At 62.2% G+C, this 24,916-nt stretch carries 24 protein-coding genes; 10 read left to right on the top strand and 14 right to left on the bottom strand.

Annotated features, from left to right (window positions below; translation table 11 throughout):
• Nucleotides 1-42: 42 nt before the first annotated feature.
• Genes RN346_RS03730 through pilM form a run of 4 tightly spaced genes read right to left on the bottom strand, consistent with a single transcriptional unit; the run spans nucleotide 43 to nucleotide 2,841 of the window.
• Nucleotides 43-567, bottom strand: a complete 525-nt coding sequence (locus tag RN346_RS03730; RefSeq protein ID WP_311960241.1) for a pilus assembly protein PilP — start codon at nucleotides 565-567, stop codon at nucleotides 43-45.
• Nucleotides 564-1,205: a type 4a pilus biogenesis protein PilO gene (locus RN346_RS03725; RefSeq protein ID WP_263584915.1), complete on the bottom strand. Its 642-nt coding sequence runs from the start codon at nucleotides 1,203-1,205 to the stop codon at nucleotides 564-566. The genes RN346_RS03730 and RN346_RS03725 overlap by 4 nt, the downstream gene beginning before the upstream one ends.
• Nucleotides 1,205-1,783 (bottom strand): PilN domain-containing protein, encoded by a 579-nt coding sequence (locus RN346_RS03720; protein WP_311962162.1) that lies wholly within the window; start codon nucleotides 1,781-1,783, stop codon nucleotides 1,205-1,207. Before RN346_RS03720 ends, RN346_RS03725 begins: the two co-directional genes overlap by 1 nt.
• A complete protein-coding gene (pilM, locus tag RN346_RS03715) occupies nucleotides 1,780-2,841 on the bottom strand; it encodes a type IV pilus assembly protein PilM (RefSeq protein ID WP_311960240.1) in 1,062 nt (353 codons plus the stop codon). The genes RN346_RS03720 and pilM overlap by 4 nt, the downstream gene beginning before the upstream one ends.
• Before the next feature lie 195 nt (nucleotides 2,842-3,036).
• On the opposite strand from pilM, the gene RN346_RS03710 reads away from it, so the two are divergent.
• A complete protein-coding gene (locus RN346_RS03710) occupies nucleotides 3,037-5,565 on the top strand; it encodes a PBP1A family penicillin-binding protein (RefSeq protein WP_311962160.1) in 2,529 nt (842 codons plus the stop codon).
• Nucleotides 5,566-5,657: 92 nt separating this feature from the next.
• On the opposite strand, the gene RN346_RS03705 is transcribed toward RN346_RS03710, so the two are convergent.
• The 3 genes from RN346_RS03705 to RN346_RS03695 all read right to left on the bottom strand — a co-directional run bounded on the left by RN346_RS03705 (nucleotide 5,658) and on the right by RN346_RS03695 (nucleotide 9,297).
• The gene (locus RN346_RS03705; protein ID WP_311962158.1) at nucleotides 5,658-7,670 is read right to left on the bottom strand and encodes a TRAP transporter permease; all 2,013 of its coding nucleotides are present in this window, start codon (nucleotides 7,668-7,670) and stop codon (nucleotides 5,658-5,660) included.
• Between the two features lie 117 nt (nucleotides 7,671-7,787).
• Nucleotides 7,788-8,288, bottom strand: a complete 501-nt coding sequence (locus RN346_RS03700; protein ID WP_263584920.1) for a DUF1850 domain-containing protein — start codon at nucleotides 8,286-8,288, stop codon at nucleotides 7,788-7,790.
• 49 nt (nucleotides 8,289-8,337) lie between these two features.
• Complete coding sequence (locus tag RN346_RS03695; protein WP_311960236.1) at nucleotides 8,338-9,297, bottom strand: TAXI family TRAP transporter solute-binding subunit; 960 nt, start codon at nucleotides 9,295-9,297, stop codon at nucleotides 8,338-8,340.
• A 293-nt stretch (nucleotides 9,298-9,590) separates the two neighbouring features.
• Here RN346_RS03695 and csiR point away from each other — a divergent pair, with 293 nt between their 5' ends.
• The 6 genes from csiR to gabT all read left to right on the top strand — a co-directional run bounded on the left by csiR (nucleotide 9,591) and on the right by gabT (nucleotide 16,146).
• Nucleotides 9,591-10,280, top strand: a complete 690-nt coding sequence (gene csiR, locus RN346_RS03690) for a DNA-binding transcriptional regulator CsiR (RefSeq protein WP_263584922.1) — start codon at nucleotides 9,591-9,593, stop codon at nucleotides 10,278-10,280.
• Nucleotides 10,281-10,373: 93 nt separating this feature from the next.
• Complete coding sequence (locus RN346_RS03685) at nucleotides 10,374-11,552, top strand: acyl-CoA dehydrogenase (RefSeq protein WP_311962156.1); 1,179 nt, start codon at nucleotides 10,374-10,376, stop codon at nucleotides 11,550-11,552.
• A gap of 21 nt (nucleotides 11,553-11,573) precedes the next feature.
• On the top strand, nucleotides 11,574-12,788 hold the full coding sequence (locus tag RN346_RS03680) for a CaiB/BaiF CoA-transferase family protein (RefSeq protein WP_263584924.1): 1,215 nt from the start codon (nucleotides 11,574-11,576) through the stop codon (nucleotides 12,786-12,788).
• Between the two features lie 273 nt (nucleotides 12,789-13,061).
• On the top strand, nucleotides 13,062-13,871 hold the full coding sequence (locus RN346_RS03675) for an EAL domain-containing protein (protein WP_263584925.1): 810 nt from the start codon (nucleotides 13,062-13,064) through the stop codon (nucleotides 13,869-13,871).
• Nucleotides 13,864-14,790, top strand: coding sequence for a diguanylate cyclase (locus tag RN346_RS03670; RefSeq protein ID WP_311960233.1), 927 nt, complete (start codon nucleotides 13,864-13,866; stop codon nucleotides 14,788-14,790). Before RN346_RS03675 ends, RN346_RS03670 begins: the two co-directional genes overlap by 8 nt.
• 78 nt (nucleotides 14,791-14,868) lie before the next feature.
• Nucleotides 14,869-16,146 carry a 4-aminobutyrate--2-oxoglutarate transaminase gene (gene gabT / locus RN346_RS03665; RefSeq protein WP_311962155.1) on the top strand — a complete coding sequence of 426 codons (1,278 nt, stop codon included), beginning with the start codon at nucleotides 14,869-14,871 and terminating at the stop codon, nucleotides 16,144-16,146.
• Nucleotides 16,147-16,209: 63 nt separating this feature from the next.
• On the opposite strand, the gene RN346_RS03660 is transcribed toward gabT, so the two are convergent.
• The 4 genes from RN346_RS03660 to RN346_RS03645 form a co-directional block, all read right to left on the bottom strand.
• Complete coding sequence (locus RN346_RS03660; RefSeq protein ID WP_252106825.1) at nucleotides 16,210-16,461, bottom strand: YkoF family thiamine/hydroxymethylpyrimidine-binding protein; 252 nt, start codon at nucleotides 16,459-16,461, stop codon at nucleotides 16,210-16,212.
• Nucleotides 16,462-16,496: 35 nt separating this feature from the next.
• Nucleotides 16,497-17,288 carry an alpha/beta fold hydrolase gene (locus RN346_RS03655; RefSeq protein WP_263584931.1) on the bottom strand — a complete coding sequence of 264 codons (792 nt, stop codon included), beginning with the start codon at nucleotides 17,286-17,288 and terminating at the stop codon, nucleotides 16,497-16,499.
• A 116-nt stretch (nucleotides 17,289-17,404) separates the two neighbouring features.
• Nucleotides 17,405-18,451, bottom strand: coding sequence for a DNA polymerase IV (dinB, locus tag RN346_RS03650; RefSeq protein ID WP_311962153.1), 1,047 nt, complete (start codon nucleotides 18,449-18,451; stop codon nucleotides 17,405-17,407).
• A gap of 111 nt (nucleotides 18,452-18,562) precedes the next feature.
• Complete coding sequence (locus RN346_RS03645) at nucleotides 18,563-20,023, bottom strand: protein adenylyltransferase SelO family protein (protein WP_311962152.1); 1,461 nt, start codon at nucleotides 20,021-20,023, stop codon at nucleotides 18,563-18,565.
• Nucleotides 20,024-20,093: 70 nt separating this feature from the next.
• On the opposite strand from RN346_RS03645, the gene RN346_RS03640 reads away from it, so the two are divergent.
• Entirely contained in the window at nucleotides 20,094-20,717 is a 624-nt protein-coding gene (locus RN346_RS03640; RefSeq protein ID WP_311962151.1) for a DNA-3-methyladenine glycosylase, read from the top strand.
• Here the strand turns inward: RN346_RS03640 and RN346_RS03635 are convergent.
• Nucleotides 20,714-21,571 carry an NAD-dependent protein deacetylase gene (locus RN346_RS03635; protein ID WP_311960228.1) on the bottom strand — a complete coding sequence of 286 codons (858 nt, stop codon included), beginning with the start codon at nucleotides 21,569-21,571 and terminating at the stop codon, nucleotides 20,714-20,716. The two genes, RN346_RS03640 and RN346_RS03635, sit on opposite strands and share 4 nt — an antisense overlap.
• Nucleotides 21,572-21,668: 97 nt before the next feature.
• Here RN346_RS03635 and RN346_RS03630 point away from each other — a divergent pair, with 97 nt between their 5' ends.
• Nucleotides 21,669-22,841 (top strand): UbiH/UbiF/VisC/COQ6 family ubiquinone biosynthesis hydroxylase, encoded by a 1,173-nt coding sequence (locus RN346_RS03630; RefSeq protein ID WP_311962150.1) that lies wholly within the window; start codon nucleotides 21,669-21,671, stop codon nucleotides 22,839-22,841.
• Between the two features lie 60 nt (nucleotides 22,842-22,901).
• Nucleotides 22,902-23,321 (top strand): hypothetical protein, encoded by a 420-nt coding sequence (locus RN346_RS03625; protein WP_311962149.1) that lies wholly within the window; start codon nucleotides 22,902-22,904, stop codon nucleotides 23,319-23,321.
• 18 nt (nucleotides 23,322-23,339) lie between these two features.
• Here the strand turns inward: RN346_RS03625 and RN346_RS03620 are convergent, their stop codons facing one another.
• Nucleotides 23,340-24,299 carry a ribonuclease Z gene (locus RN346_RS03620; RefSeq protein WP_311962148.1) on the bottom strand — a complete coding sequence of 320 codons (960 nt, stop codon included), beginning with the start codon at nucleotides 24,297-24,299 and terminating at the stop codon, nucleotides 23,340-23,342.
• An 81-nt stretch (nucleotides 24,300-24,380) separates the two neighbouring features.
• Nucleotides 24,381-24,836: a GIY-YIG nuclease family protein gene (locus RN346_RS03615; RefSeq protein WP_311962146.1), complete on the bottom strand. Its 456-nt coding sequence runs from the start codon at nucleotides 24,834-24,836 to the stop codon at nucleotides 24,381-24,383.
• Nucleotides 24,837-24,916 lie beyond the last annotated feature (80 nt).

Genomic DNA, 24,916 nt, shown 5'->3' with positions numbered 1-24,916 from the left:
CGTCCAACGAAAATGGTTGCTCAACCGCAGCTCACAAGCGCCTCAGGGCTGCAGCGACAGGGCGGCCGGGCTCGTTTGCCACCCTTGCTGCTCGTCAAGGATGCGCTCGACCAGCGTGACCTCGTCCAGCGTAATGCGGGTAATCTCCCCGTAGTTGGTGCCCAGGTGATTGCCTTCGCGCACGGTGACGACGCTGCCGTCCGGCGTTGCAATCAGGGCGACGCGCTGAGTGCCCATCTGAAGCGTACCTACCAGGCGTAGCGACGGGAGCGCAAAGGCCTCCAGCGGCTCCAGCGGGCGCTCGGTATCCGGCGCTAGGGCGCTATTGCGCGTTGCGATTGTCTCACTGCGCGCGAGCCGCTCAGGCGCCAAAAACGGGCTGCGTGACTCGCTATATCGATAGTTTAATAGCGCGGGCTCGGGAAACGGTGCGGCGTCGATGGCCACCGGCACGTTCGGTTCGCGCCGAATGTCGGCAAGCGTGGCATCGAGCTGGTCGAGCATGGCGTCGTTGCAGCCACTCAGCAAAGCGGTCAGCAAAAGCGGCGTTAGCGCGCGCGGACTCATGGCGCTACCTCGTCGGGTCGAGCCTCGTCGATATAGGTATAGGTGCGCGCATCCAGCGTCAACCGTAGCGACTCGCCCGGCGGCTCGACGGCGGTGAGGGTCAAATCGTGCTGGGTCACGATGCGCGCCAGCTGGCTGATATCGGCGACGAAGCGGCCCAGCTGGTGGTAGCCGCCGCGCACCTGAATATCCAGCGGATGCTCGATGTAATGCTCGTTGGCCACCGGCGCGCCGAGGCGAATCACCTCGATGGTAAGACGATTATCCACCGCGGCATCGCTGATGCTGTCCAGAAGGGACGGAATTTCGACATTGGTGGGCAGCATCGCGCGCATGCGCTCCATGTGTCCGCCAAGCGTTTCAAGCTGGCTTTGAACGTTGGGCAAGAGCGCCACTTCCGAGGCCTTGACGCGGTAGTCGCTTAAAAGGCGCGCCTCCTCACGTTTGGCCTCGGCAAGGCCAGCGCGCTTTTCGCTCACCTGCCAAGCCATCAGAGCCCCAAAGGCGACGGCGAACACCAGTATCACGCACAGCGCCTTCAAAAAGATCGGCCAGCCGCCGGCCTCTTTTAGATCGAGACTTTGCACCTCGACTTCCTTGAGACGCTGCCACTCCTGGCGCGCCCGGGCTTTACTCATCACTGGGCGGTCTCCTCGGTCGTCGCACTGGCCTCGACAGTGGGCATCGTTTGAATCATCTCGAAGCGAAAACGCCGCCCCTGCTCGTCCGGCGCGCTGGTGACTTCCGATAGCACCGGCACCGCGAAGCCCGGCACGCGGGCCAGGCGGCGAAGCTGCTCGGAGACCTGGCGCTCGTCGTTGGCCGTCGCCGTCACACTCACCCGCGGGCCTTCACGGCTGAGCTCTTCGTAGACCACACCGTCGGTCAAACTGGCCGCCAGCGCGTTGAAGAGCTCGACGGTATCGACGCGCTCGCTTTGCAGCGTCCTGAACAGGGCCAGCTGTTTGTTGAGCTGGGCAGCATCCTCCTGGTAGCGCTTGACGTCCTCGATCTGCTGGTCGAGCTGCTCGATGTGACGGACGATATAGTCATTACGCATCGCCTGCTCGTTGAGCTCCTGCTGATAAATGAGCGAAACGCCGAGGGCGGCCAGAATACCCAGCGCAAGCGCCAGTGCCAGCACGCCGTAAAACTGTTTGGTGCGCTTCTCCCGACGCGCTTCGCGCCAGGCCAGCAGATTAATATTGATATTCACTGGCTCACCTTCATGGCAAGCCCACAGGCGGTGAGCATTGCCGGCGCGTCGCTGGTCAGCCCCTTGACGTTGATCCGCGAGCGAAGCTTCATGCGCTGAAACGGATTGGCCTGGGTCACCGTCAGGTCGTTCTCCTGGGCGATGCGCTCGGCAAGGCCCGGAATCACGCTCGACCCGCCGGCCAGCACCAGATGCTCCACGCGCCGCTTGCGCCCGGCGGTGTAGTAAAGCTGTAGAGAGCGGCCTACCTGCTGTACGACGGTGTCGATGAAAGGATCGAGCACGCTCTTTTCGTAGTCCTCCGGCAACCCGCCCCGCTTTTTGGCAAGCCCCGCCTCTTCGTTGGTCAGCTCATAGCGCTCGCGGATGTTATCGGTGAGCTGGCGCCCCCCGTAAACGGTATCGCGGCTGTAAATGATGCGGCCGTGGTCGAGCACGTGGAAAGCGTTCATGGTCGCGCCCAGATCCACCAGCGCGATGTTCGACTGCGACGCCTCGGCCAGATCGATCTGGCGTCTGAGCTCGCCAAACGAGCGCTCCACGGCGAAGGTTTCAACGTCGACGGCGGCGGGTTCGAGCCCGGCCTGGATCAGGGTATCGGTGAGCTGGCTGACATCGCGCTGGCGACACGCCACTAAAATCACCTGCTGCAGAGTGTCGTCGCCGGGCACCAACCCCAGGCGCTGGAAATCGAACGCCACCTCGTTGAACGGAAAGGGAACGTGGCGGTCGTACTCCTCGATGATACGCGCTTCGATGTCCTCTTCGCCAAGCGATGCGGGGTACGTGAGGGTGCGGGTAATCGCCGCACTCGCCGGTACCGCGACGGCGGCCTTGCGTGTAGTGGGTTTGGCGTGTTCGACGGCGGCTCTAAGTACTCGCGCCACGTCGTTGATATCGCGAATACGCCGCTCCACCACCGCGCCTTCCTTGAGCGGGCGTACGGCGTAGCTTTGTACCTGATAGTTGGTATCCAGCTGTTTAAGCTCTAAAAGCTTGACGGTGGCCGAGGTGATATCGACCCCGATCAATCCCTTTCCAGACGTTGATAAGCGCATGGGATCCCGTTTGGTTTTATCGTTTTACCGAGCGTGTAGCGAGGTTACCTTATTTTTAGCGGCGCGACACGTTAAGGCCCACATGGCATATCAACACTGGTGGCCGGTGGATAGGCTTCTTATAATGGTGCCCAATTGCGCAATACGGCCAGCTGGACGCCGTACCTCTTTTATCTCCACGGGTGCCCTCTGTTCATGACGTTTTTACGAACTCTTCTCGTGTCACTGTTCTCCGCGGTGGTCGCCCTCGTGGGCGCCACGGCGCTGGCGGTGATCGCCGCTGCCATCTACTTTTCGCCCGGGCTTCCCGATGTGCGTCAGCTACAAAATTTCGAGCTCCACACCCCGCTTCGTATCTTCACCAACGACGGCCGGCTGATCGGCGAGTTCGGTGAAGAGCGCCGCATGGTGGTGGACTTCGACGAAATCCCTCAAAACATGATCAATGCGCTGATCGCCGCCGAGGACTCGAGCTTCTTCGAGCACGCGGGGGTCGACCCGCGGGGTCTGGCCCGTGCTGCGGTGGAGCTTGCCAGCAGTGGCGGCACGATCCAGTCCGGCGGCTCGACCATCACCATGCAGGTCGCGCGTAACTACATGCTCACTCTGGATCAGACCTTCACGCGCAAGATTCGCGAGATCCTGCTGGCGCTTCAGATGGAGCAGGTGCTCTCCAAGGAGCAGATCTTCGAGCTCTACGTGAACAAGATCTTTCTGGGCAACCGCGCCTACGGCATCGCCACCGCCGCGGAGACCTATTACGACCGCCCGCTCTCCGAGCTCACGCTGGCCGAAACCGCGATGATCGCCGGCCTGCCCAAGGCGCCGTCGGCGTTCAACCCGCTGGCCAACTCCGAGCGCTCGCTGATTCGCCGCAACTGGATCCTGTTTCGCATGCGCGAGCTGGGTTACATCGATAACGACACCTATCAGGCGTCGGTGCAGGAGCCGGTCACCGCGCGTCGCCACTATACGCAAACCGAAGTGGACGCCTCCTACGTCTCGGAAATGGCGCGCCAGTACGCCGTCGAGCGCTTTGGCGATACCGCCTACACCGGCGGCTACCGCATCTATACCACCATCGATAGCGAGCTTCAGCCCGCCGCGCGTCAGGCGCTGGCCGATGGCTTGATCGAATACGACCGCCGTCACGGCTGGCGCGGGCCGGAGCAGAGCGACATCGCCGCGAGCCTGGTCGAAGCCCAGGAGCAGACCACGACCCAAGGGCTCGAGGAAGAGCTTTCCGAGTCGCCGGAGATTCGCCAGACCGCGCGCCAGGCCGCCGAACGCAGCCAGACCGAAATCGAAGGCATCGATGGCGACGTCTCCAACTGGCTTCAGGTGATCGAGCGCACGCCCAACTACGGGCTTTTGCAGCCAGCCATCGTGGTCGAAAGCAGCGGCCGCGAAATGCAGGTGCTGACCCGTGACCGTGAACTTAAAACCATCGGCTGGGACGGCCTGAACTGGGCCCGCCAGTATCTGAGCCCGCGAAGCCGCGGCGGCGAGCCCGCCAATGCCAGCCAAATCGCCGAGCGGGGCGATCTGATTCGCGTGGTGGAAAGCGATGACGGCTCGCTACGCCTTTCCCAGCGCCCGGACGTCGAGGGATCGCTGGTGGTGCAGGACCCGCGCACCGGCGCCATTCTCGCGCTGCAGGGCGGCTTCGATTTCAACGCCAGCAAATTCAACCGCGCCATTCAGGCCCAGCGCCAGTCCGGCTCGATCTTCAAGCCGTTCATCTATCTCGCCGCGCTCGACGACGGCGGCATGACCGCGGCGAGCGTAGTCAACGACTCGCCGCTGGTGGTCGATGACGGCAGCGACTCGCTATGGCGGCCGATGAACTCGAGCCGCGACTTCCAGGGCCCGATGCGCCTGCGCCCGGCGCTGGCCCGCTCGCGCAACCTGGTCACCATCCGGGTACTGCAGTCGATGGGCATCACCCCGACCATCAACTATCTGGAAGGCTTCGGCTTCTCGGTGGATCGCCTGCCGCGTGGGCTGTCGCTGGCCCTCGGTAGCGCAAGCCTTACGCCGATGGAGATGACCAACGCCTACGCGGTCATCGCCAACGGCGGCTTCCAGGTCTCGCCCTGGTTCATCGAGCGCGTCACGCGTAACGACGACCGCGAAATTCTCGACGAAGCCACGCCCAGCATCGCCTGCGCGAGCTGCGCCGAAGGCCAGCAAAGCGTCGAGATCGACGGCAAGAGCTACCCCATCGCCAAGCGCGTGGCCGACCCGGCGGCGGTGTACATCCTTCGCGACATGCTGCGCGACGTCATCACCTCGGGCACTGGGCGCGCCGCGCTCAGTCTCGACCGGGACGATATCGTCGGCAAGACCGGCACCACCAACAACCAGCGCGACGCCTGGTTCGCCGGCTTCAACAGCAACCTGGTGACTACGGTGTGGGTCGGCAAGGACAGCAACGAAACCACCGCCGAGTACGGCGCCAGCGCCGCGCTGCCGATCTGGATCGACTTCATGGGCCAGGCCCTGGCGGGTACGCCGTCGGCGCTGCCGGAGCGTCCGAGCAACGTGGTGACCGCACGGGTCGACCCGGACAACGGACGTCGGCTTTATGACAATCAGTCCGGCGGTATCACTGAGCTGTTCCGCGAGGATAATCTGCCCTCTTATCAGGCGCGCACGGTGAGCCGCGAGTTCGAGGAAGCAACCGGCTCCCAGGGCTCCGGCGCGGCAGAGTCGATCTTCTAACGCTTTTAAGCCCTGAACGAAAAAGGCCTGAACGAAAAAGCCCGGGACGCCATGGCGTCCCGGGCTTTTTTATAGCGCTCACTCAAGGCCGGTCACGGCATGACCGGGTGCTCCTCACGGCGGCTGGCCAGGTAGTTGGCGGCGATGATCACGGCCATCACGACCACGCCCGCAAGCTCGGTCCAGAGGCTTGGGTAGAAGACGCCGAAGATCGCCGCGCCGACCGCCAGACGCGCCTGCCAGCTCATTCGCGTGAACAGATAGCCTTCGAGCGAGGCGGCAAAGGCGCACAGCGCGAAGATCGCGATCACCGCATTCCAGATCACGACCGGCACCGGCCCGCCAATGATGATCTCCGGATTGAAGACCATGAACAGCGGAATCAGGTAGAGCCCCTTGGCGAACTTCCAGGCCTGGAAGCCGGTTTCCATCGGTTTGCTGCCGGCAATCGCCGCCCCGGCAAAGCCCGCCAGCGCAATCGGTGGGGTCACGTTGGAGTCCTGGGAGTACCAGAACACCACCAGGTGTGCGATCAGAAGCGGCACGCCGAACTCATTGGTCAAGGCAGGCCCCACCAGCACGATCAGCACGATGTAGCTGGCGGTCACCGGCAGCCCCATGCCGAGCACTAGACTCGCCAGTAGCACCATGACCAGTGCCAACACCAGGTTACCGCCAGAGAACGCGAGCATCATCGAGGAGAACTTGAGCCCGAGCCCGGTCAGCCCCACCACGCCCACGATAATTCCGGCCACGGCGCAGGCCATCGATACCGCCACGGCGTTGCGCGCGCCCAGTTCGAGCCCTTCGACCAGTTTGGTCAACCCCGACCAGACCACCGCTTTGGTACGCGCTGCGGTCACCGGCTGGCCCTGGCCGGGGGCAACGAAGAAGTACCAGAGCGCGTAGCGAATCACCGCCACCGCCACCATGGTGATGACTGCGTAATACCCCACCCGCATCGGTGACAGATTCAGCACCAGCAGCCACACCAGCACCGCCAGCGGTAGCAGAAAGTGCCAGCCGTCCTTCATCACCTGGCGCATCTTCGGAAGCTCGGAGCGCGGCATGCCCTGCATGCCCTGCTTGAGCGCAATGATATGCACGAACAGATAGACCGTGGCGAAGTACATGATCGCCGGCAGGATACTGATCTTGACGATTTCCAGATACGGCGTGTTGGTGTACTCGGCGATCAAGAAGGCACCGGCGCCCATCAGTGGCGGCATGATCTGCCCGCCGGTCGAAGCCGCGGCTTCGATACCGCCGGCCTGCTTGGGCTTGTAGCCCAGCTTTTTCATCAGCGGAATGGTGAAGGCACCGGTGGTCACCACGTTGGCGATGGCGCTGCCGGAGATCGAGCCCATGCCCGCCGAGGCGAGCACGGCAGCTTTTGCCGGGCCGCCGCGCTGGCGCCCGGTGGCGGCGTAGGCCATATCGATGAAGAATCGCCCCGCGCCGGTACTCTCGAGAAAGGCGCCGAACAGCACGAAGATGAAGATGTAGGTCGCCGCCACGCCGAGCGGCAGCCCAAAGATGCCCTCCTGGCCGAGATAGAGCTGCCCCGCGACGCGGTCCAGCGTATAGCCACGGTGCGAGAGAATGCCCGGCAGCCACTCACCAAGCCAGGGAAGCTCGCCCCGGGGGCCGGCCAGGGCGTAAACGATGGCAATCAGCCCGATGATGGTCATGCCGAGTCCCACCGCGCGACGGCTCGCTTCCAGCACCGTGACGGTCGCGATCATCGCCACGATGATGTCGGTCTGGTTCCAGAACCCGGCGCGGTTGATGATCTCATCGAGAAAGAACACCAGATAGCCGCCGGTGATCAAAGCGCCAGCGAAGCAGACGGCATCGAGCGCCCAGCCGAGCGCCCCGCGCTTACGATCCGGGCCGAACACCGGAAACATTAGAAACGCCAGCAGCATGACCAGCGCCAGGTGAATGCTGCGCTGGTAGAAAAGCCCGAGCGGCTGAATACCCGCCGAGTAGAGCTGAAAAAGCGACAGGGCGACCGCGACCAGCGTGATCGCCCAGAGTGCGGCGCGAGGCTGAATCGCGTTGGCACCCGGCATGACCACCGGCGGTTGAGTGGATTCGCTCATGGAGTCCTCGAAGCGTTAAAAAAGCTGCGTTAAAAAAAGCTGCGTTAGAAAAATTGCGCTAAAAAGCGGTCCTGGAAGATCTTCATACCCCAACCTGAGACGATTCGAGCGTGTTGATCACTCGGTGTTGGCGCTTGACGACGACGCAAGCTCGATCGTCACGCGCTCGCCGGCGGCGCGCTCGCTAATGCTCGACGGCTCATGCTCGCCGTCAGGCCAGACGATACGGTGATTCACCCCAGGCGCCCCCGCCCGCAGCAGGTAGCGGTTGCTTGGGACCGGCTCGTCGATGGCGTTGATCCAGTAGCCGCCCTCGCCGTCGGAGACCTGCTCGCCGCGGCCCGCGATATGGCCAAGGCCCGCGGCGAAGTCCGGCTGATGGCTGCGCTCGAGCACCATCTGCCCCTGTTGATTGCGATAGCAGTCGAGCACGGTGAAGTGCGCCACCGAATGGTTCCAGGCCATGCACCAGCGCCCACCTTCCACAACGGTGTCATCGATCAACACCTCACCCGACTCACTGGTCACCACCAAACGCGCCGGCGCCTGTCCCCAGGCGCCGGCGTGCGGCAGTGTCATCAGTGAAAGCGCTATCAGCGGTAGAGTGAACCACTGCATGATCAGACGCCTTTTGAACGATCGTTAAGAGAACGTGTTAAGAGAGTGATCAAGGACGCAGGCGGTCGGGAATCTCGACACCGGTCTCCTCGAAGTAGCGAATCGCACCAGGATGCAGCGGCACCGGCGTGGACTCCATGGTGAACTCCACGGTGGTGTCGTTGGCCGCCGGGTGAACGGCGATCAGCTCGTCGGTGTGCTCGAACAATAGCTGGGTGAGCTGATAGGCAAGCTCTTCATCCATGTCCGCGTTGACCACCAGCACGTTGGGAATACCTATGGTTTGCACCGCTTCGTCCATACCGTCGTAAAGCCCGGCTTCCAGCTGGTAGGGAGCGAACACCGCTTCCTCTTCCTGAGCATTGGCAATCTCTTCGTCGGTCAGGCTGATCAAGCGGATGTCGCGGGTCGCCGCCAGGTTCATGATCGAGCTGGTGGGCGGGCCCACGCTCCAGAAACCGGCGTCGATGTCGCCGTCGCGGATGGCGTCGGCGGTTTCGTTGAAGTTCAGCCGCTGGGCGGTGAAGTCGTCGTAGCTAATGCCGTTGGATTCGAGCACGGCGCGGGCATTGAGCTCGGTGCCGCTCCCCGGGGCGCCCACCGATACGCGCTTACCGGCCAGATCGTCGATGCTTTCGATGTCGGATTCCGCGAGCACGACCAGCTGCACGGCGTTGGGATAGATCGAGGCCAGCGCCCGGGTGTTCTCGACCTGGCGGCCTTCGAAATCGCCGGTGCCGGTGTAGGCCTGGTATACGGTGTCGGCAAGCGCTGTCGCCATGTCCGCATCGCCGCGCATGATCAGCCCCATGTTCTCGACCGAGGCGCCGGTTACCTCTGCCGTGGCCTGGGCGCCTTCGATGTGGTTGTTGATCATCTCGGCCAAACCGCCGCCGATCGGATAGTAGACACCGCCGGTTCCGCCGGTGGCGATCGATAGCTGCTGGGCACTGGCGGGTAGCGCCATGGCCAACATGGTCGTGGCGACTGCGTATTTTAGCGTTTTCATGAGCGTTGCCTCTATCCTTTTGGGAGCGTTATTGATGTTTAAATCAAGGCGGTATCAACGGCGTCGGGCATTCGAAAATGTTTTTCACCCAACCGTTTAGTCGACGTTAGCACGGTTTTAAATCAAACGTTAATGGGACGATAGTGCCATGACCCAAGCTCTGTGCCGGCGTTTTTGGAACGCTTTCGCCCTTGAGAGCGTTTAAAAGGCGCGCTTGTCATGCTAAAGAATCGAAATTGACGGATAATGACCGTCATTTATCAAAAACGGCCAACACCGCTACAGGATACGCGATGGATACCTCCCTGCCCCGGCCTAACCTGGCCATCAACGCCTACCGCGATTTGAAGCGCGACATTATTCGCGGGCGCTACCCGGCGGGCGAAAAGCTGTTGATGAGTCGTTTGAAGGAGCACTACGGGCTCAGCACTGGCCCGCTGAGAGAGGCGCTTTCCCAGCTGGTGGCGGACCGGCTGGTCATCGCCATTAGTCAGCGCGGCTACCGCGTCGCCCCCATGTCGCTTTCTGAGCTGCGTGATATCTACGACGCCCGCGCACAGCTCGAAGGGTTGGTGCTAAAACTGGCCATCGAGCGCGGCGACGATGACTGGGAAGCCGAGGTACTGGCCACCGCCCACCGCTTGGGCAAGGTCACCAATGTAAGCTCCCCGGAGGCGTTGCTGGATACCTGGGATGCGCGCCATCAGGCGTTTCACACCGCTATCGCCAGCGGCTGTAACTCTCCCCACCTTCTGCAGATGCGCGAAACGCTCTTCAGCCAGGTAGAGCGCTATCGCCACCTTTGGCTCAAGCAGACGGTAATGTCGCCCGCGGCGCTTTCACGAAAACACGACGAGCACAGCGCCCTGGTCGAGGTCATTCTGGCCCGCGACGCCGAGCGCGCCGCGGTCATGATGCGCGATCACCTGATGACGCCGGTACCGATCATCACCGAGCTCTTGCGCGAGCGCGGCATCGACTAGCATTTCCCCAACTAACGTCGCCGTTTTATAAAAATGTAGATATTTTTTCATATCAGCGCTACATTGGACGCACTTATCAGGAGGGCTATTGCCATGTCACGCTTCAACTGGGACGACCCGCTGCTGCTCGAACAACAGCTGACCGACGAAGAGCGCCAGATCCGCGACGCCGCGCACGACTACTGCCAGGAGAATCTCCAGCCGCGCGTGCTGAGCGCGTTTCGTGAAGAGCGCTTCGATCGCGAGATCATGTCCGAGATGGGCGAGCTTGGCCTACTGGGCGCGACGGTGGCCGAGGAGTACGGCGGCGCCGGCGTCAACCACGTCGCCTACGGGTTGATCGCCCGCGAAGTGGAGCGCGTCGATTCAGGCTACCGCTCGGCGATGAGCGTGCAGTCGTCGCTGGTGATGTATCCCATCGAAACCTATGGCAGTGAAGAGCAAAAGAAAAAGTATCTGCCCAAGCTCGCCACCGGCGAGATGGTGGGCTGCTTCGGCCTGACCGAGCCGGACCACGGCTCCGACCCGGGCTCGATGATCACCCGCGCTGAACAGGTCGATGGTGGCTACCGCCTGACCGGCGCCAAGATGTGGATCACCAACAGCCCGATCGCCGATATCGCCGTGGTGTGGGCCAAGTCAGCCGCCCATGAAAACCAGATCAAGGGGTTCATCGTCGAGCGCGGCACGGAAGGCTTCTCCACGCCAAAAATCGAGGGCAAGGTGTCGCTGCGCGCCTCGATCACCGGCGAGATCGTGCTGGATAACGCTTTCGTGCCGGAAGAGAACCTGCTGCCGAACGTCAGCGGTTTGAAAGGCCCGTTTGGCTGCTTGAACAAGGCGCGCTACGGCATTGCCTGGGGGGTGATGGGCACCGCCGAGTTCTGTTGGCACGCCGCGCGTCAGTACACTCTTGATCGCAAGCAGTTCAACCGGCCGCTCGCCGCCAACCAGCTGATTCAGAAAAAGCTCGCCGATATGCAGACCGAGATCACGCTCGGCCTTCAGGCGGCGCTGCAGGTCGGCCGGCTGATGGACAACGGCAGCTGGACACCGGAAATGGTCTCGCTGATCAAGCGCAACAACTGCGGCAAGGCGCTGGACATTGCGCGGCTCTCGCGGGACATGCACGGCGGCAACGGCGTCTCCGACGAGTACGGCGTCATTCGTCACATGGTCAATCTCGAGTCGGTCAATACCTACGAAGGCACCCATGACGTACACGCGCTGATTCTGGGCCGCGCTCAGACCGGTCTGCAGGCGTTCTTCTAAGCCGCCGCGCAAGGAGTTGTTATGAGCGATGCGCCCACCCCGCTCAAAGGCGTCAAAGTGCTCGATCTCTCCCGCGTGCTCGCCGGCCCCTGGTGCGGGCAGACGCTGGCCGATCTGGGCGCCGACGTCATCAAGGTAGAACGCCCCGGCAAGGGCGACGATACCCGTCACTGGGGGCCGCCTTGGCTCGGTGACAGTTTTGAATCCGCCTACTATCTGTGCGCCAACCGCGGCAAGCGCTCGGTGACGGTGGACATGGCAGCCCCCGAAGGCCAGGCCCTGATCAAAACCCTGTCCAGGGGCGCCGATGTCGTCGTGGAGAACTTCAAGGTGGGCGGGCTCAAGCGCTACGGGCTCGATTTCGAGAGCCTGAAAGCGCTCAACCCGGGGTTGATCTACTGCTCGATCACCGGCTTTGGTCAGCAAAGCCCCTACGCTCACCGCGCCGGCTACGATTTCATGATCCAGGCGATGGGCGGATTGATGAGCCTGACCGGTCAACCGGACGAGGTACCCGGCGGCGGACCGGTCAAGGTGGGCGTGGCGATCACCGACCTGTTCACCGGCCTCTACGCTACCAATGCCATTCTCGCCGCGCTTTACGCCCGCCGTGACTCAGGCCAGGGCTGCCATATCGATCTTTCGCTGATGGACGTTCAGGTCGGGGTGCTGGCCAACCAGGCGACCAACTACCTGACCTCGGGCCGCGTGCCCGAGCGCCTGGGCAACGCCCATCCCAATATCGTGCCCTACCAGGCCTTCGCCACTTTGGATGGCCATATCATCGTCGCGGTGGGCAACGACGAGCAGTTCAAGCGCTTTTGTCAGGTGATTGAGCAGCCCGGCCTTTGTGATGATCCGCGCTTTGCCACCAACGGCGCCCGGGTAGCCAACCGCGAGGAGTTGGTGCCGCTTTTAGAGGCCACGCTTGCGCTGCGCTCGATCGACGAGTGGCTGGCGGCGCTGGAAGCGGTGGGCGTGCCCTGCGGGCCGATTAACACCCTCGACCGGGTATTCGAGGATGCCCACGTCAAGGCGCGCGGACTCAGAAAGACCTTTGCTCACCCTCAGGCCGGCAGCGTCGACCTGGTCGCCAATCCGGTGCGTATTGATGGCCGCTCGGCCACGGCGCCTACCGCGCCGCCGCTTCTGGGGCAGCACACCGACGACGTGCTTGAAGAGATCGGTATTACCCGACAGCAGCGCGAAGCGCTCAAACGAGCAGGCATCATTTAGCCCCGCCGCTCACCGCCATCACAATCTAACGATTCCTCCATTTAACGATTCCCTTTGTTCAACGCCCGCTTCGGGCGTTTTTTTGCTTTAACGTGAGCAAATATCGATTTTTTGAACAATTGTTAACTAAACGTTAAAAGCATAACGCCGGACATGTACGGACTCCAGCACTGCTACTAAACTACCAGCATCTAAGCTTAAAACACTAGATATACGGCGCGTCACGAGCGCGCTCAAAAAATCAAGAAACCAAGGGTTTGTGGAGGGTTTTTCATGGGTAACTGCGCTCGCGTACAGGGGCACTGTAATCGGTGCGAAGGAGAGCTTCCGTTCGAGTTCACCATGGCGTTCCAGCCGATCGTGGATATTTCCAAAGCGCAGGTCATCGCTTTTGAGGCGTTGGTGCGCGGTGTGAACGGAGAGTCGGCCTACAGCATTCTCTCGAAAGTCACCGACGATCTACTCTACCGCTTTGATCAGGCCTGCCGCGTCCGAGCGATCGAAATGGCCAGCGCGCTGAACATGCCGACCAGTCTTTCCATCAACTTTCTCCCTAATGCGGTTTACGAGCCCCGTGCCTGCATTCAGGCAACGCTCGAAGTATCGCGGCGTGTAGGCTGGCCGGCCAATCGACTGATCTTTGAAATCACCGAAACCGAGCGCGTCAAGGATCGCCAGCATCTCTCCGATATCATCGACGCCTACCGCAGCATGGGCTTTGAAACCGCGCTCGACGACTTCGGCAACGGCTTCGCCAATCTCGATCTTCTTACCGAGCTTGCCCCCAACAAGCTGAAAATCGATCGCGAGATCGTCATGCACTGCGATAGCGACCCGCGCCGCCAGGCGATTTTGAAGTCGGTCATTACGCTGGGGCGCGAACTCGGCACGACCCTGATCGCCGAGGGCATCGAAACCGAAGCCGAAGCGTTGTGGCTCGCCCGCGCTGGCATTATGCGTCAGCAGGGCTATTTTTATGCTAAACCCGCCATCAACTCACTGGGTGAAGACCTTTCATCGCGTCTGGAGGCGCTTCGCGCCAAGGCGCACTCAAGTTCGATACCCGAGACAGCGAATGCTTGATCTTTCGACCGACCAACTACAAGAAACGGTCAAACGCTCCAAACGCAACGCCTGGAGCGTTCTTAACAGTGCCCCCATCGGCATCTGTGTCACCAACCCACAGGGCCATTTCGAGCTGGTTAATCCCGCCTTCTGTGCGTTTTACGGCTACGCTCAGGAAGAGCTGATCGGCCAGCACTTTATCATGCTGCTCTCGCCGGAAAACCACTCGTTCGCCTGTACCCAGCATACCGAGTTTCTGGGCGGCACGGAGACGATCCAGGCCCGCCAGGAGTGGACGGTTTACTGCAAAAACGGCGAGCGGCGCACCGTGTTGACGGAGGCCGCCAAGGTCGAAAGCGACGACGATCAACAGCACAAGGTCACCTTCGTCATCGACATCACCGAGCGCAAGAAGCTCGAAGAGCGCCTGCAGGAAGCCAACAGTCGGCTCGATCACCTGGCCTGTCACGACGAACTGACGGGGCTTTTAAATCGTCGCGCGGGGCTTTGTCAGCTCGAAGAGGAGCTCAAGCGCTGCCGGCGCTACGGCGGCGAACTCAGCGTCGTGCTGTTCGACCTGGATAGTTTCAAATCGATCAACGACACCTATGGTCACGCTACCGGCGATACCGCACTCGCCGAGGTCACGGCAGCGATCGCCCACGCTCTGCGCGACACCGACCTGCAGGTGCGCCTGGGCGGCGAAGAGTTTCTCATCATCATGCCGGAAACCGGTAGTGACGAGGCGCACGTTGCCGCCGAGCGCCTGCGCGCGATCATCGAGGAGCGCCGCTTCACGCCCCACCAGTTGTCGATCACGCTCTCCGCCGGCGTCGCCAGCACGCCCGCCACCTCTGCCGAGCAGCTCATCGAGCGCGGCGACCAGGCCATGTACCAGGCCAAAGCCAGCGGGCGCAACCAGGTAAGCCTTGCCTAAGAACGTGTAAATAACGCCACTTGCGTACTATGCTGTCCTCACACCCGTTATTTTTGCTCAACGCCAGAGGACCCCGCCATGACGAGTAATGCCGAGCTTAACGCGCTAAAGCAGAAATACGTCGCCGCCGGCGCCGCAAGCCCCGCCACCGCCTTTGCCGCCCGCGCTGAAAACGCCGAAATCTGGGATGCCGACGGTAACCGCTTCATCGATTTTGCCGGCGGCATCGGCGTACTCAACATCGGCCACCGCCACCCGAAAGTGGTCGCCGCGGTCAAGGATCAGCTCGACAAGGTCATGCACACCTGCCAGACCGTGATGCCTTATGAAGGCTACGTGAAGGTCGCCGAAAAGCTCAGCCACGTCGTGCCGGTGCGCGGCCACGCCAAGGTGATGCTCGCCAACTCCGGCGCCGAGGCGCTCGAAAACGCGGTCAAGATCGCCCGCGCAGCGACCCAGCGTGACAACGTGATCTGCTTCGACGGCGGCTACCATGGCCGTACCTTCTTTACCATGGCAATGAACGGTAAGGTCGCGCCCTACCAGACCGATTTCGGCCCGATGCCCGGCACCGTCTTCCGCGCCCCTTACCCGGTGCCCTCCCACGGTATCAGCGAAGAGGAAGCGATCCGCGGGCTGATGATGACGCTCAAGACCGACGCCGGCCCGACCAATACCGCCGCCATCGTGCTCGAACCGGTGCTCGGGGAAGGCGGCTTCTATCCCGCCCCCGCCTCGTTCTTGAAGCGCGTGCGCGATATCTGTGACGAGCTCGGCATTCTCATGATCGTCGACGAAGTGCAGTCAGGCTTCGGTCGCACCGGTAAGCTGTTCGCCATCGAACACAGCGGCGTCGAGCCGGACATCATGACCATGGCGAAAAGCATGGCCGACGGCATGCCGATCTCGGCCATCGTCGGCACCGACAAGATCATGGACTCTTCCGGCCCCAACTCGCTTGGCGGCACCTACACCGGCAGCCCCACCGCCTGCGCTGCGGCGCTTGCCGTGCTCGAGGTGTTCGAAGAAGAGAACATTCTGGAGAAGAGCCGGGCACTGGGTGACAAACTCGCCCAGCGCTTCGGCCAGTGGCAGGAAAAATTCGACTGCGTCGCCCACCCGCGCAACATGGGCGCGATGGCCGCTTTCGAGCTGGTATCCAATAAAGCCGACGGCGCCCCCAACCCGGACCTGGCCGGCGCGCTGTGCAAAAAAGCCCGCGAAAAGGGGCTGATCCTGCTCTCCTGCGGCCTCTACGGCAACACCATCCGCTTTTTGATGCCGGTCACCATCGACGACACGGTGCTCAACGAAGGCCTCGACATCATCGAGTCCTGCCTCGAATCGCTGACCTGAACGTTGGTTTGATGAAAAAGAACGCCGCCCTCGGGGCGGCGTTGTTGTTCAGAGAGGGGTTATCTACTCCCGCGGCCGGCGATCCCCTTCCAGAAAGTTGGCGGTGAACACCGCTTTACCGTGGGTCTCGAAGGACCACTTCATGACCTCAGTCAGCGCGTTCATCACCGTGTCAAACTCACCGAATACCTGTGTACTCATGCGGTTGGCGTGCACCTCGAGGCCGGTGGCTTCCAGGCGCTTGACCACCTCCTTGACCACGGGTTTGAAGTCGTCGGTCAGCGGGTAGTAGCTTAGCTGTACGGAAAGGTACATGGCGTGCCTCCTTGATGGGTCTCGTGAGCTGTAGCTTAGGGCGCAAGCCGTTGCCAGGCGTTGATGATCGCCGCGCGGGTCTCGTCCGGGTGCTCCATCGGGAACATGTGCCCGCCGGGTACGCGGCTTACGCGCAGGCCCTTGCGGGTGAGTCGCGCGATACGGCCCGGCGTTAAAAGATCCGAGCGGTCGCCGGCAACGATCTCCACCGGCACCCGGATTTTGGTCAGTTTCGACGACAGGTGGTCCGGCAGGTTGCGAAAGATCGCCACTTCCACTCGCGGCTCGAATACCAGCTCCGCTTGGCCGTCGTCGCGAAGCGTCGTGCCTGTTTCAACATAGTCGTTGAGCGCCTCTGTGGTAAAGCCGCGAAAGATGCCGCGGCGGCCCAGCGAGTGGGCCATCGCTTCGCGGCTTGGCCAGACGCTGCGCCGCCCCTTGGTTTTGCCCGCCGGGGTAATACGATCGACGAAGCCAAAGCGCTTGGCCGCTTTCATCGCCCAGGCATCCATGCCCAGCATCAACGGCGGGTCGAGCATGACCACCCCAAAAAAGCGCTCGGGTTCGCGCAACGCCGCCATGGCCATGAGCGTGCCGCCCAAAGAGTGCCCGACGCCAAACACTTTTCGGTGGGTGGGCAGATAATGCAGCAGCTCGTCGACCAGGTTGCCCCAGTTGCGGTTTACCGGATAGCGCGGGTGGTGACCCACCCGGTCGATGGGGCCAAGCTCGAAGTGCTCGGCAAGCGGCGCCAAAAGGCTTCGGTAGCTGGCGCCGGTAAAGCCGTTGGCGTGGGCAAATACCAGCAAAGGGCGGGAGGGCGTCATGGGCGGCTCAAGGTGGAGGAGAATAGAAGGTAAGCGCAGCCCTTTAGGCCGCCAGAGTTCATACACCTGTTTTAATCGCTGCCCGTGCCGGCGTCAATGCGCCGAAAGGGGAAGTTTCAAAAGAGCGAGAGCTGGGTATCAGGCGCGCTATCGGCCAAGCGGTACCCCACGCCCAGCAGGCGTACCGGGCGGCTTTTGCGGGCCCAACCAACGTTCAAAAGCGTTTCGAACTGGGCCATGTCCGGGGCCGGGTCGGCATGTTCGACGGTGGTTTGGGTAAAGTCGTTGAATTTCACCTTGACCATCAGCCCTTTCACCGCCGGCGGTGGGTCGAGCCGGGCATAGCGCCGCTCCAGGTCCTGCAGGAGTTCGGGAAGTTCGCCCCGGCACGCCTCGAGTGTCGGCAGATCCTGAGAGTAGGTCTGTTCGGTGCTGATCGACTTGCGTTCGCGATGGGTCTTCACCGGGCGCTCATCAAAGCCCCGGCTCAGCTCATGCAGGCGCTTGCCGAAGCGGCCAAAGTATTCGATCAGCTCGGTCAGCGGGCGCGCTTGCAGATCGAGGCAGGTGTGGATATCCAGACTCGCCATTTTCTCGGCGGTGCGCGGGCCCACGCCGTGAATCTTCTTGACCGGGAGCTGCTCGACGAAGCGCTCGACCTCCCCCGGGGCGATGACAAAAAGGCCGTCGGGCTTGTTCCAGTCGCTGGCGATCTTGGCCAGAAACTTATTCGGTGCGACCCCGGCGGACACGGTGATCCCCACGTCCTTTTGCACCCGCTCGCGAATGGCCTGGGCCATCAACGTGGCGCTGCCCTTGAACTGCGTCACCTCGGAAACGTCCAGATACGCTTCGTCCAGCGATAGCGGCTCGATCAGCTCGGTCATCTCGCGGTAAATGGCAAAAACCTGCCGGGCGACCTCCTTGTACTTGGGCATGTCGCCGCGCACGATCGTCAGGTGCGGGCAGCGCTTGAGCGCCTGCCCCATGGGCATCGCCGAGTGGATGCCGTACTCGCGTGCCGGGTAGTTGCAGGTCGCCACCACCCCGCGCTGCTCGACGCTGCCGCCAATGGCGATGGGAATGTCCGTCAGCGCCGGGTTGTCACGCATTTCAACCGCCGCGTAAAAGCAGTCGCAGTCACAGTGAATAATCTTGCGCACGGGCTCCCTGCTTGGCTCACCGTCGAAAGGTTAGCGCCGGGCCGTTAACTGGTCCGGCGCTGTAAAAAATCACAGTGTAGCATAGCCTCGCGCGCCATAGCCTCGCGCGCTTTAGGTGCCACAGAAGGTGCGCAGTACCGCCTGGCTGTCGGTGGCCGGCGCGGCCAGCCGACGCGCCTCGACGGACTCATCGAACGGCGCACTCACCGCGTTCAACAGCGTATGAAACGGCGCGAAATCGCCTTCGATCGCGGCGTCGATCACCTCTTTCACGCGATGATTGCGCGGAATCACGACCGGGTTGGCCCGGCGCATGGCGTCAAATCGCGTGGCATCATTTAGAAGCGGCGCCGCGCGCCACTGCTCGAGCCACGCATCGAGCGCTTCGGGCTGATGGGAAAGCGCCAGCAGCGCCTCGCGACGTTGCGTCTCGAAACTGTCGGCGTAGTGGGTCAGCGCATCGAAGGTGGCGGTCATGTCCATGCGCCCCTGATGCATCACTGTCTTGAGTGCGTCCATCAGCGTGTCGGCGGTATCACCGCCATTCTCGGCGAGCCCGAGTTTGGCGATGCGAAGCGCCTGCCGGGTTTTATCGAAGTGCGCCTCGAAGCCGCGAATCACTTCGACCGCCAGCGCCACGCCCTCCTCGCCCTGCACGTTCATCAGCGGCAGTAAGGTTTCGGCAAAGCGGGCCAGATTCCACTGGGCGACCGCCGGCTGGTTGTTGAAGGCGTAGCGCCCGCCCTCGTCGATCGAGCTGAACACCTTGCGCGGGTCGAACTGCTCCATGAAGGCGCAGGGGCCGTAATCGATGGTTTCGCCGCTGATGCTGGTGTTGTCGGTGTTCATCACGCCGTGGATGAAGCCCAGGCTCATCCAGCGCGCCACGAGCTCGGCCTGGCGACGCGTTACGCACTCCAGAAGCGCCAGATACGGATCATCCTGGTCGCGCGCCTCGGGGTAGTGGCGCGCAATGACGTAGTCCGCCAGCGCACGGGTGGTCTCCTCACCGTGGCGAGCGGCGAACTGGAAGGTGCCCACGCGCACGTGGCTCGAAGCCACGCGGGTGAACACCGCGCCGGGCTCCGGCATCTGGCGCGCTACGCGCTCGCCGCTGGCCACCGCCGCCAGCGCCCGCGTGGTGGGCACGCCCACCGCGGCCATGAACTCGCTAACCAGATATTCACGCAGCACTGGCCCCAGCGGCGAGCGCCCGTCGCCACCACGCGAGAACGGCGTGCGCCCGCTGCCCTTGAGCTGAATATCGAAACGTCGACCCTCGGCGTCCACCACGTCGCCCAGCAGCAGCGCGCGGCCATCGCCGAGCTGCGGCACGAAGTTGCCGAACTGGTGGCCGGCGTAGCCAAGTGCTGCGGGCTTCGCGCCGTCGGGAATCGTGTTGCCGCTGAACCACTGGGCGAGCGTATCGTCGTCAGGCACGTCGCTTGCGCCGAGTTTTCGGGCCAGCGCCTCGTTGAAGGCGATCAGCGCCGGGGCGCACACACCGGAAGGCTCGCAGGCGAGCCACAGCGGTTCAGGGAGCCGGGTATAGTCATGCTCGAATGTCAGCACTGGAGCCTCCGCTTTCAATAGTGTCGTTGGGCTAATACCCTAGCACCTGACTCAAGTTTATGGCGAACTCATGGCGCTTTCCGACTCTGCAGACGTTGCATCCTTCTCCACGCCCCTGCCCCGCGATTTTTACGACCGCGACACCCTGGAGGTCGCCCAGGAACTACTGGGCTGCCAGCTGGTGCGCCGCGTGGAAGGCGAGCTGATGGCCGCGACCATCGTGGAAACCGAGGCCTACCGGGGGTCGACGGACTCCGCCTGCCACGCCCACCGGCGCAAGACGCCGCGCACCGAGGCGATGTTCGGCCCGCCCGGCCACGCCTACGTCTATCTGGTGTACGGCATGCATTGGCTGTTGAACATCGTTACCCAGCCGGAAGGCAACCCCTGCGCGGTGCTGGTACGCGCCGTCGAGCCCTACCTGAACGAGGACGCCATGCGACGGGCGCGCGTGGCGCGAAATCGCGAGCTTTCCAACGGCCCGGGCAAGCTCACCCGGGCGCTTTCGATCGACAAGGCCCTGTACGGCGAGGACATGACCCGCGCAGACAAGCTCTGGGTCGCCCAGGGCCCCACCCCACAGCGCGTCGCGACCGGCCCGCGCGTGGGCATCGACTACGCCTCGCCTGCCGATCGCGACGCGCCCTGGCGGCTCTGGATCGCAGACAACCCGTGGGTTTCCAAAGCGCGCTAGGACGCGCGATCAAGACACTCAAGCGCGTGAGCCAGCACCGGCGTCAGCGGCGCCCGCCACTGGTGAGAAAGCAGCGGATCGGCGCGAGTTACGCCCAGCGACAGCGACGCCACCGGCAGGCCCTTGGCGTGCGCCTCGCGGCAAAACCGGTAGCCGGAGAACACCATCAGCGAGGTGCCCACCGCCAATACGGCGCTTGAGCGCGCAAGCGCCGCTTCGGCTTCTAGCCGGCGCGCTTTCGGCACCACGTCACCGTAGTAGACGACATCAGGCTTCATGACGCCGCGACAGCGCGGGCAGTCGTAAACGCGAAAACTCGAGAAGTCGGTTTCCAGATCCGCGTCGCCGTCCGGGGCGTGGGCCGCGTCCATGGCGGCGAAGCGCGGGTTCATGCGCGCCATTTCCGCGTGCATGGCGTAGCGCATCATCGAGTAGCCGCAGCGCATGCAGCTGACCGTATCGGCGCGGCCATGCAGGTCGACCACCCGTTTGGATCCCGCGCGCTGGTGAAGCCGGTCGACGTTCTGCGTCACCAGCATTTCGACGAAACCGCGCGCCTCGAGCTCAGCCAGCACCCGGTGAGAGCCGCCCACCTGAGCGCTACCCAGCGCCTTGAAGCCGATCAGGGCGCGGGCCCAGTAGCGCCTTCGCACGTGAAGGTTGCCCATGAAGTCAGCGTGCTGCACCGGCGGTGAGCGCTTCCACTGGCCGTTGGCGTCGCGGTAATCGGGAATGCCGCTATCGGTGCTGACCCCGGCCCCGGTAATGATGAAAAGGCGCGGATGGCCAGCGATAAACGCCGCCAGCTCCTCGCCCGCCTGCTCGATATCGGTTGGATTTTTTATCTGCGTCAATACGCCACCTCAAAAAACCGGTTAACATCCCAACGATACGGTAAGACATCGGGCGAGCCCATAACGTGCCCTCCCCCGGCGGAGAAAGGAGCCTCTCATGCAGCAGGATCACGACATCATCATCATTGGCGGCGGCATGGTCGGGGCGGCGCTGGCCGCGCGGCTGGGCAAGAGTGGGCGCCGCGTGGCACTGATCGAGCGAGGCGCGCCGCCCAAGGCGGCCGAAGGCGATTATGACCTGCGCATCTCCTCGCTCAACAAGCGCTCGCTCGAGTTCATCGAGGCAAGCGGCGCACAGCTCCCCCTGGAGCGCACCGCCGCGTTTCGCCATATCGAGGTGTGGAACCAGGAAGGCACCGGGCATAGCCTCTTTTCGGCCAGGGACAGCGACCTGGAGCAGTTCGGGCTTTTCATCGAGAACATAGCGCTTCAGCACGCGCTTTGGCAGCGGCTTGAAAACATGCCGAGTGTGACGCTCTACACCGACACTACCCTGGTCGCCACCCTTGCCAGCGGCCGCGGGCGCACGGTGGAGCTCGATAACGGCAAAACCCTGAGCGCCGAGCTGGTGGTCGGCGCTGACGGCGCGAATTCCAGGCTCCGGGAGCTGGCCGGCATCGACATCGCCACCCACGACTACCGCCAGCGCGCGATGATCATCAACGTCGAAACCGCGCTCCCCCAGCAGGATGTGAGCTGGCAGTGCTTCACGCCCACCGGGCCGCTGGCCATGCTGCCGCTGCCCGGCCACCGCGCCTCGATCGTGTGGTACGACGAACCCAACGCCATTCAGGCGCGCGAGGCGCTGGACGACGACGCGCTGATGGACGCCATTGAAGCGGCGTTTCCCAAACGCCTGGGCAGCATTACTCGCGTGGTGGCCCGCGCAAGCTTCCCCATCAAGCGCCAGCACGCCCGAAGCTATACCGCCAAGCGCCTGGCGCTGATGGGCGACGCCGCCCACGTGGTGCACCCGCTGGCGGGCCAGGGTCTGAATATCGGCCTGCACGACGCCGACACCCTGGCCGAGCAAATTCTCAAGCACGTTGATGCCGGCGACGCCTCCGCGCTTCAACACTACGAGTGGCACCGCCGCCTTGCCAACCAGGCGATGATCGCCGCCACCGACGGTTTTCATCACCTGTTCACCGGCGCCAAACCGCTGCGCCAGCTCGGCGACCTGAGCCTGCACCTGGCCGAGCGCCTGCCGCTGGCCAAGCGTCTGATGATGCGCCAGGCCAACGGGCTGAATCCGTTCAAGATTTGGTAAACCGTGCGCCAACGGGTAACCGTTGGCCGCTTCTTCTCTTGATAAATGGTGGTACTCATCATGTTCAAAAGAGCCTTGGCGTTGAGCGCCACGATACTCATCAGCGGGTGTAGTCAGGAAAACACGACGGCGGCAGCCGTGGAGCCCGCTTCCAATAGCGCGGCGCAGGAGAGTGCGCCCCATCAGATGACGGATCAATGGATTGGCCGTTGGGTCGGCGTGGAAGGGTTGGTCCTGGAGATCCGCCACGAGGATTCCGCCAACCCAGGCAGTTACCTGCTCGACATGCAGTACGGCCTGGATGCGGATCAGCACGGCACCTTCGAAGGACAGGCAACGGCAGAAGGCATCCGCTTTACCCGTGAAGACGGTGAGCAGCTGCTGCGCCAGGCGGATGGCGAAGCGACCGGATTGAAATGGCTGGCGGATAAGGAAAACTGCCTGGTCGTACAACCTGGCGAAGGCTACTGCCGTAACTGAACGGCGCGATGAAGCGGGTCACTCATCCGCCACTTCACGAAAATGACCCGATTTATCCAGAGTAAATTCCAGAAAATCGCGCGCCAGGTAAAGCGTACCCGAGTACACGCGCTCGGCCTCCTCGCGGATCTCCTCGATCGACGACGACGGCTCGGCGCGCGACTGATAGCGCGGGCTGAAGTGCGTCAGCACCAGATACGGTAGCCCTGCGGCCTCGGCGAATCCGGCCACCTGCCCTGCATAGCTGTGGCGCACCTCGGCGGCTTTCTCGGCCATCGCGCCGGTGTAGGTGGCTTCGTGCACCAGTACCTGGGCGCCTTCGCAGGCGCTGGCCAACAGTTCCGGGCGGTCGTTATCACCGGCCACGACGATTTTGCAGGGCAGTTGATCGAGCCTGAGAAAGTCCTCGCCCTTCAACGTCTCGCCCTGCCACTCGACCTCCCCGCCTTTACTGAGCTGCCCCCACAGCGGGCCGCGCGGCACGCCGCGTGTGATCAGTTTTTCGGTATCGAGCGCAGGCAGAGGCTTTTCGGTAAAGCGGTAGGCGAAGGAATCCACCCCATGGGAAAGGCGCGTCGTGGCGACCGTCAGCGCGTCGAATTCGACCTCGGGAAGCGTCTCAGTGAAGATGAACGTCATCTCGAACGACAGCCGAAGCTGGGTAGCCTCAAAGGTGGCCATGATCCACGTCTTGATCGCCTGTGGAGCAATGATCGTCAGCGTCTCGGTACGCCCGTTCATCGACGCGCTCGCGAGTAACCCCGGCAGCCCATAGCAGTGATCGCCGTGCACGTGGGTAATCAAAACCGCGCGCAGCCCATGAAGTGACAGCGGCGTATGCAGAAGCTGATGCTGAGTCGCCTCGCCGCAGTCGATCAAATACCAGCCCTTGCCGGTGCGCTCGCGAAGCGCCAGCCCGGAAAAATTGCGCGCTTTAGTGGGCGTACCGGCGGAGGTGCCGAGAAACAGAAGGTTCATATTTACGTTGAAACTCCGGTACAACCTCGCTCTAGCGGTTGTCAAATAGGATAAATTCTACCTGCTTTTCAAATCGAAAATTTATCTATTATTCGCACCCTGCTTCCCGAACGCAGGTTTTAAATCAGCGGAGATACTATCTTCGATTAGCTGTAGAACTCTGTTGGACTCATCATACTCTAGTATTCGCACTTGATACTCACCCTTGAACCATTCATAAAGGTGCAGCGAATATGTACTTGGTGGACAACTGACCAAATGCTGGCTTAACCTTCTTTGCAAATTTCTTGTAGAAGAGCCTACATAAAGAATGTTCGAGGGATGGTTAATCTTGCAGCATGCTTTGGTTTTAGTCTGTTTAAATGTCTTGAACGCTTCAAGGGTTTCAGCCGCGTTACCGCCCACCTCACTGATAATATAAATACCTTTATCAACCGCTGGCATTTCTTCAGTACTGGAAATTAAGATATCTTTCTTGGGCATAGCAAGTTTGGCCTGTTTGCAATCTTTAATCATTGAGTCTAAATATTGCGTCATCCTTGGCCTCACAATCATTATAAAAAATTAATTAATTAAAAATTATACAAGAATACAGCACATAGCTGACTCCTGGATAG

The sequence above is a fragment of the Halomonas sp. PAMB 3232 genome, from assembly GCF_031954225.1.
Classification (GTDB): Bacteria; Pseudomonadota; Gammaproteobacteria; order Pseudomonadales; family Halomonadaceae; genus Vreelandella.
The sequence above is the reverse complement of the archived record's forward strand: the minus strand, read 5'-3'. Positions and strand labels throughout refer to the sequence as shown.

What these genes read in the sequence shown, in the direction of transcription:
- RN346_RS03660 (WP_252106825.1), bottom strand. Translation starts at nt 16,461, where the DNA reads ATGTACCTTTCCGTACAGCTAAGCTACTACCCGCTGACCGACGACTTC.
- RN346_RS03630 (WP_311962150.1), top strand. Translation starts at nt 21,669, where the DNA reads ATGCAGCAGGATCACGACATCATCATCATTGGCGGCGGCATGGTCGGG.
- RN346_RS03620 (WP_311962148.1), bottom strand. Translation starts at nt 24,299, where the DNA reads ATGAACCTTCTGTTTCTCGGCACCTCCGCCGGTACGCCCACTAAAGCG.
- RN346_RS03680 (WP_263584924.1), top strand. Translation starts at nt 11,574, where the DNA reads ATGAGCGATGCGCCCACCCCGCTCAAAGGCGTCAAAGTGCTCGATCTC.
- gabT (WP_311962155.1), top strand. Translation starts at nt 14,869, where the DNA reads ATGACGAGTAATGCCGAGCTTAACGCGCTAAAGCAGAAATACGTCGCC.
- RN346_RS03625 (WP_311962149.1), top strand. Translation starts at nt 22,902, where the DNA reads ATGTTCAAAAGAGCCTTGGCGTTGAGCGCCACGATACTCATCAGCGGG.
- RN346_RS03675 (WP_263584925.1), top strand. Translation starts at nt 13,062, where the DNA reads ATGGGTAACTGCGCTCGCGTACAGGGGCACTGTAATCGGTGCGAAGGA.
- pilM (WP_311960240.1), bottom strand. Translation starts at nt 2,841, where the DNA reads ATGCGCTTATCAACGTCTGGAAAGGGATTGATCGGGGTCGATATCACC.
- RN346_RS03655 (WP_263584931.1), bottom strand. Translation starts at nt 17,288, where the DNA reads ATGACGCCCTCCCGCCCTTTGCTGGTATTTGCCCACGCCAACGGCTTT.
- RN346_RS03615 (WP_311962146.1), bottom strand. Translation starts at nt 24,836, where the DNA reads ATGACGCAATATTTAGACTCAATGATTAAAGATTGCAAACAGGCCAAA.
- RN346_RS03700 (WP_263584920.1), bottom strand. Translation starts at nt 8,288, where the DNA reads ATGCAGTGGTTCACTCTACCGCTGATAGCGCTTTCACTGATGACACTG.
- RN346_RS03640 (WP_311962151.1), top strand. Translation starts at nt 20,094, where the DNA reads ATGGCGCTTTCCGACTCTGCAGACGTTGCATCCTTCTCCACGCCCCTG.
- RN346_RS03695 (WP_311960236.1), bottom strand. Translation starts at nt 9,297, where the DNA reads ATGAAAACGCTAAAATACGCAGTCGCCACGACCATGTTGGCCATGGCG.
- RN346_RS03725 (WP_263584915.1), bottom strand. Translation starts at nt 1,205, where the DNA reads ATGAGTAAAGCCCGGGCGCGCCAGGAGTGGCAGCGTCTCAAGGAAGTC.
- RN346_RS03685 (WP_311962156.1), top strand. Translation starts at nt 10,374, where the DNA reads ATGTCACGCTTCAACTGGGACGACCCGCTGCTGCTCGAACAACAGCTG.
- RN346_RS03670 (WP_311960233.1), top strand. Translation starts at nt 13,864, where the DNA reads ATGCTTGATCTTTCGACCGACCAACTACAAGAAACGGTCAAACGCTCC.
- RN346_RS03705 (WP_311962158.1), bottom strand. Translation starts at nt 7,670, where the DNA reads ATGAGCGAATCCACTCAACCGCCGGTGGTCATGCCGGGTGCCAACGCG.
- RN346_RS03730 (WP_311960241.1), bottom strand. Translation starts at nt 567, where the DNA reads ATGAGTCCGCGCGCGCTAACGCCGCTTTTGCTGACCGCTTTGCTGAGT.
- RN346_RS03710 (WP_311962160.1), top strand. Translation starts at nt 3,037, where the DNA reads ATGACGTTTTTACGAACTCTTCTCGTGTCACTGTTCTCCGCGGTGGTC.
- csiR (WP_263584922.1), top strand. Translation starts at nt 9,591, where the DNA reads ATGGATACCTCCCTGCCCCGGCCTAACCTGGCCATCAACGCCTACCGC.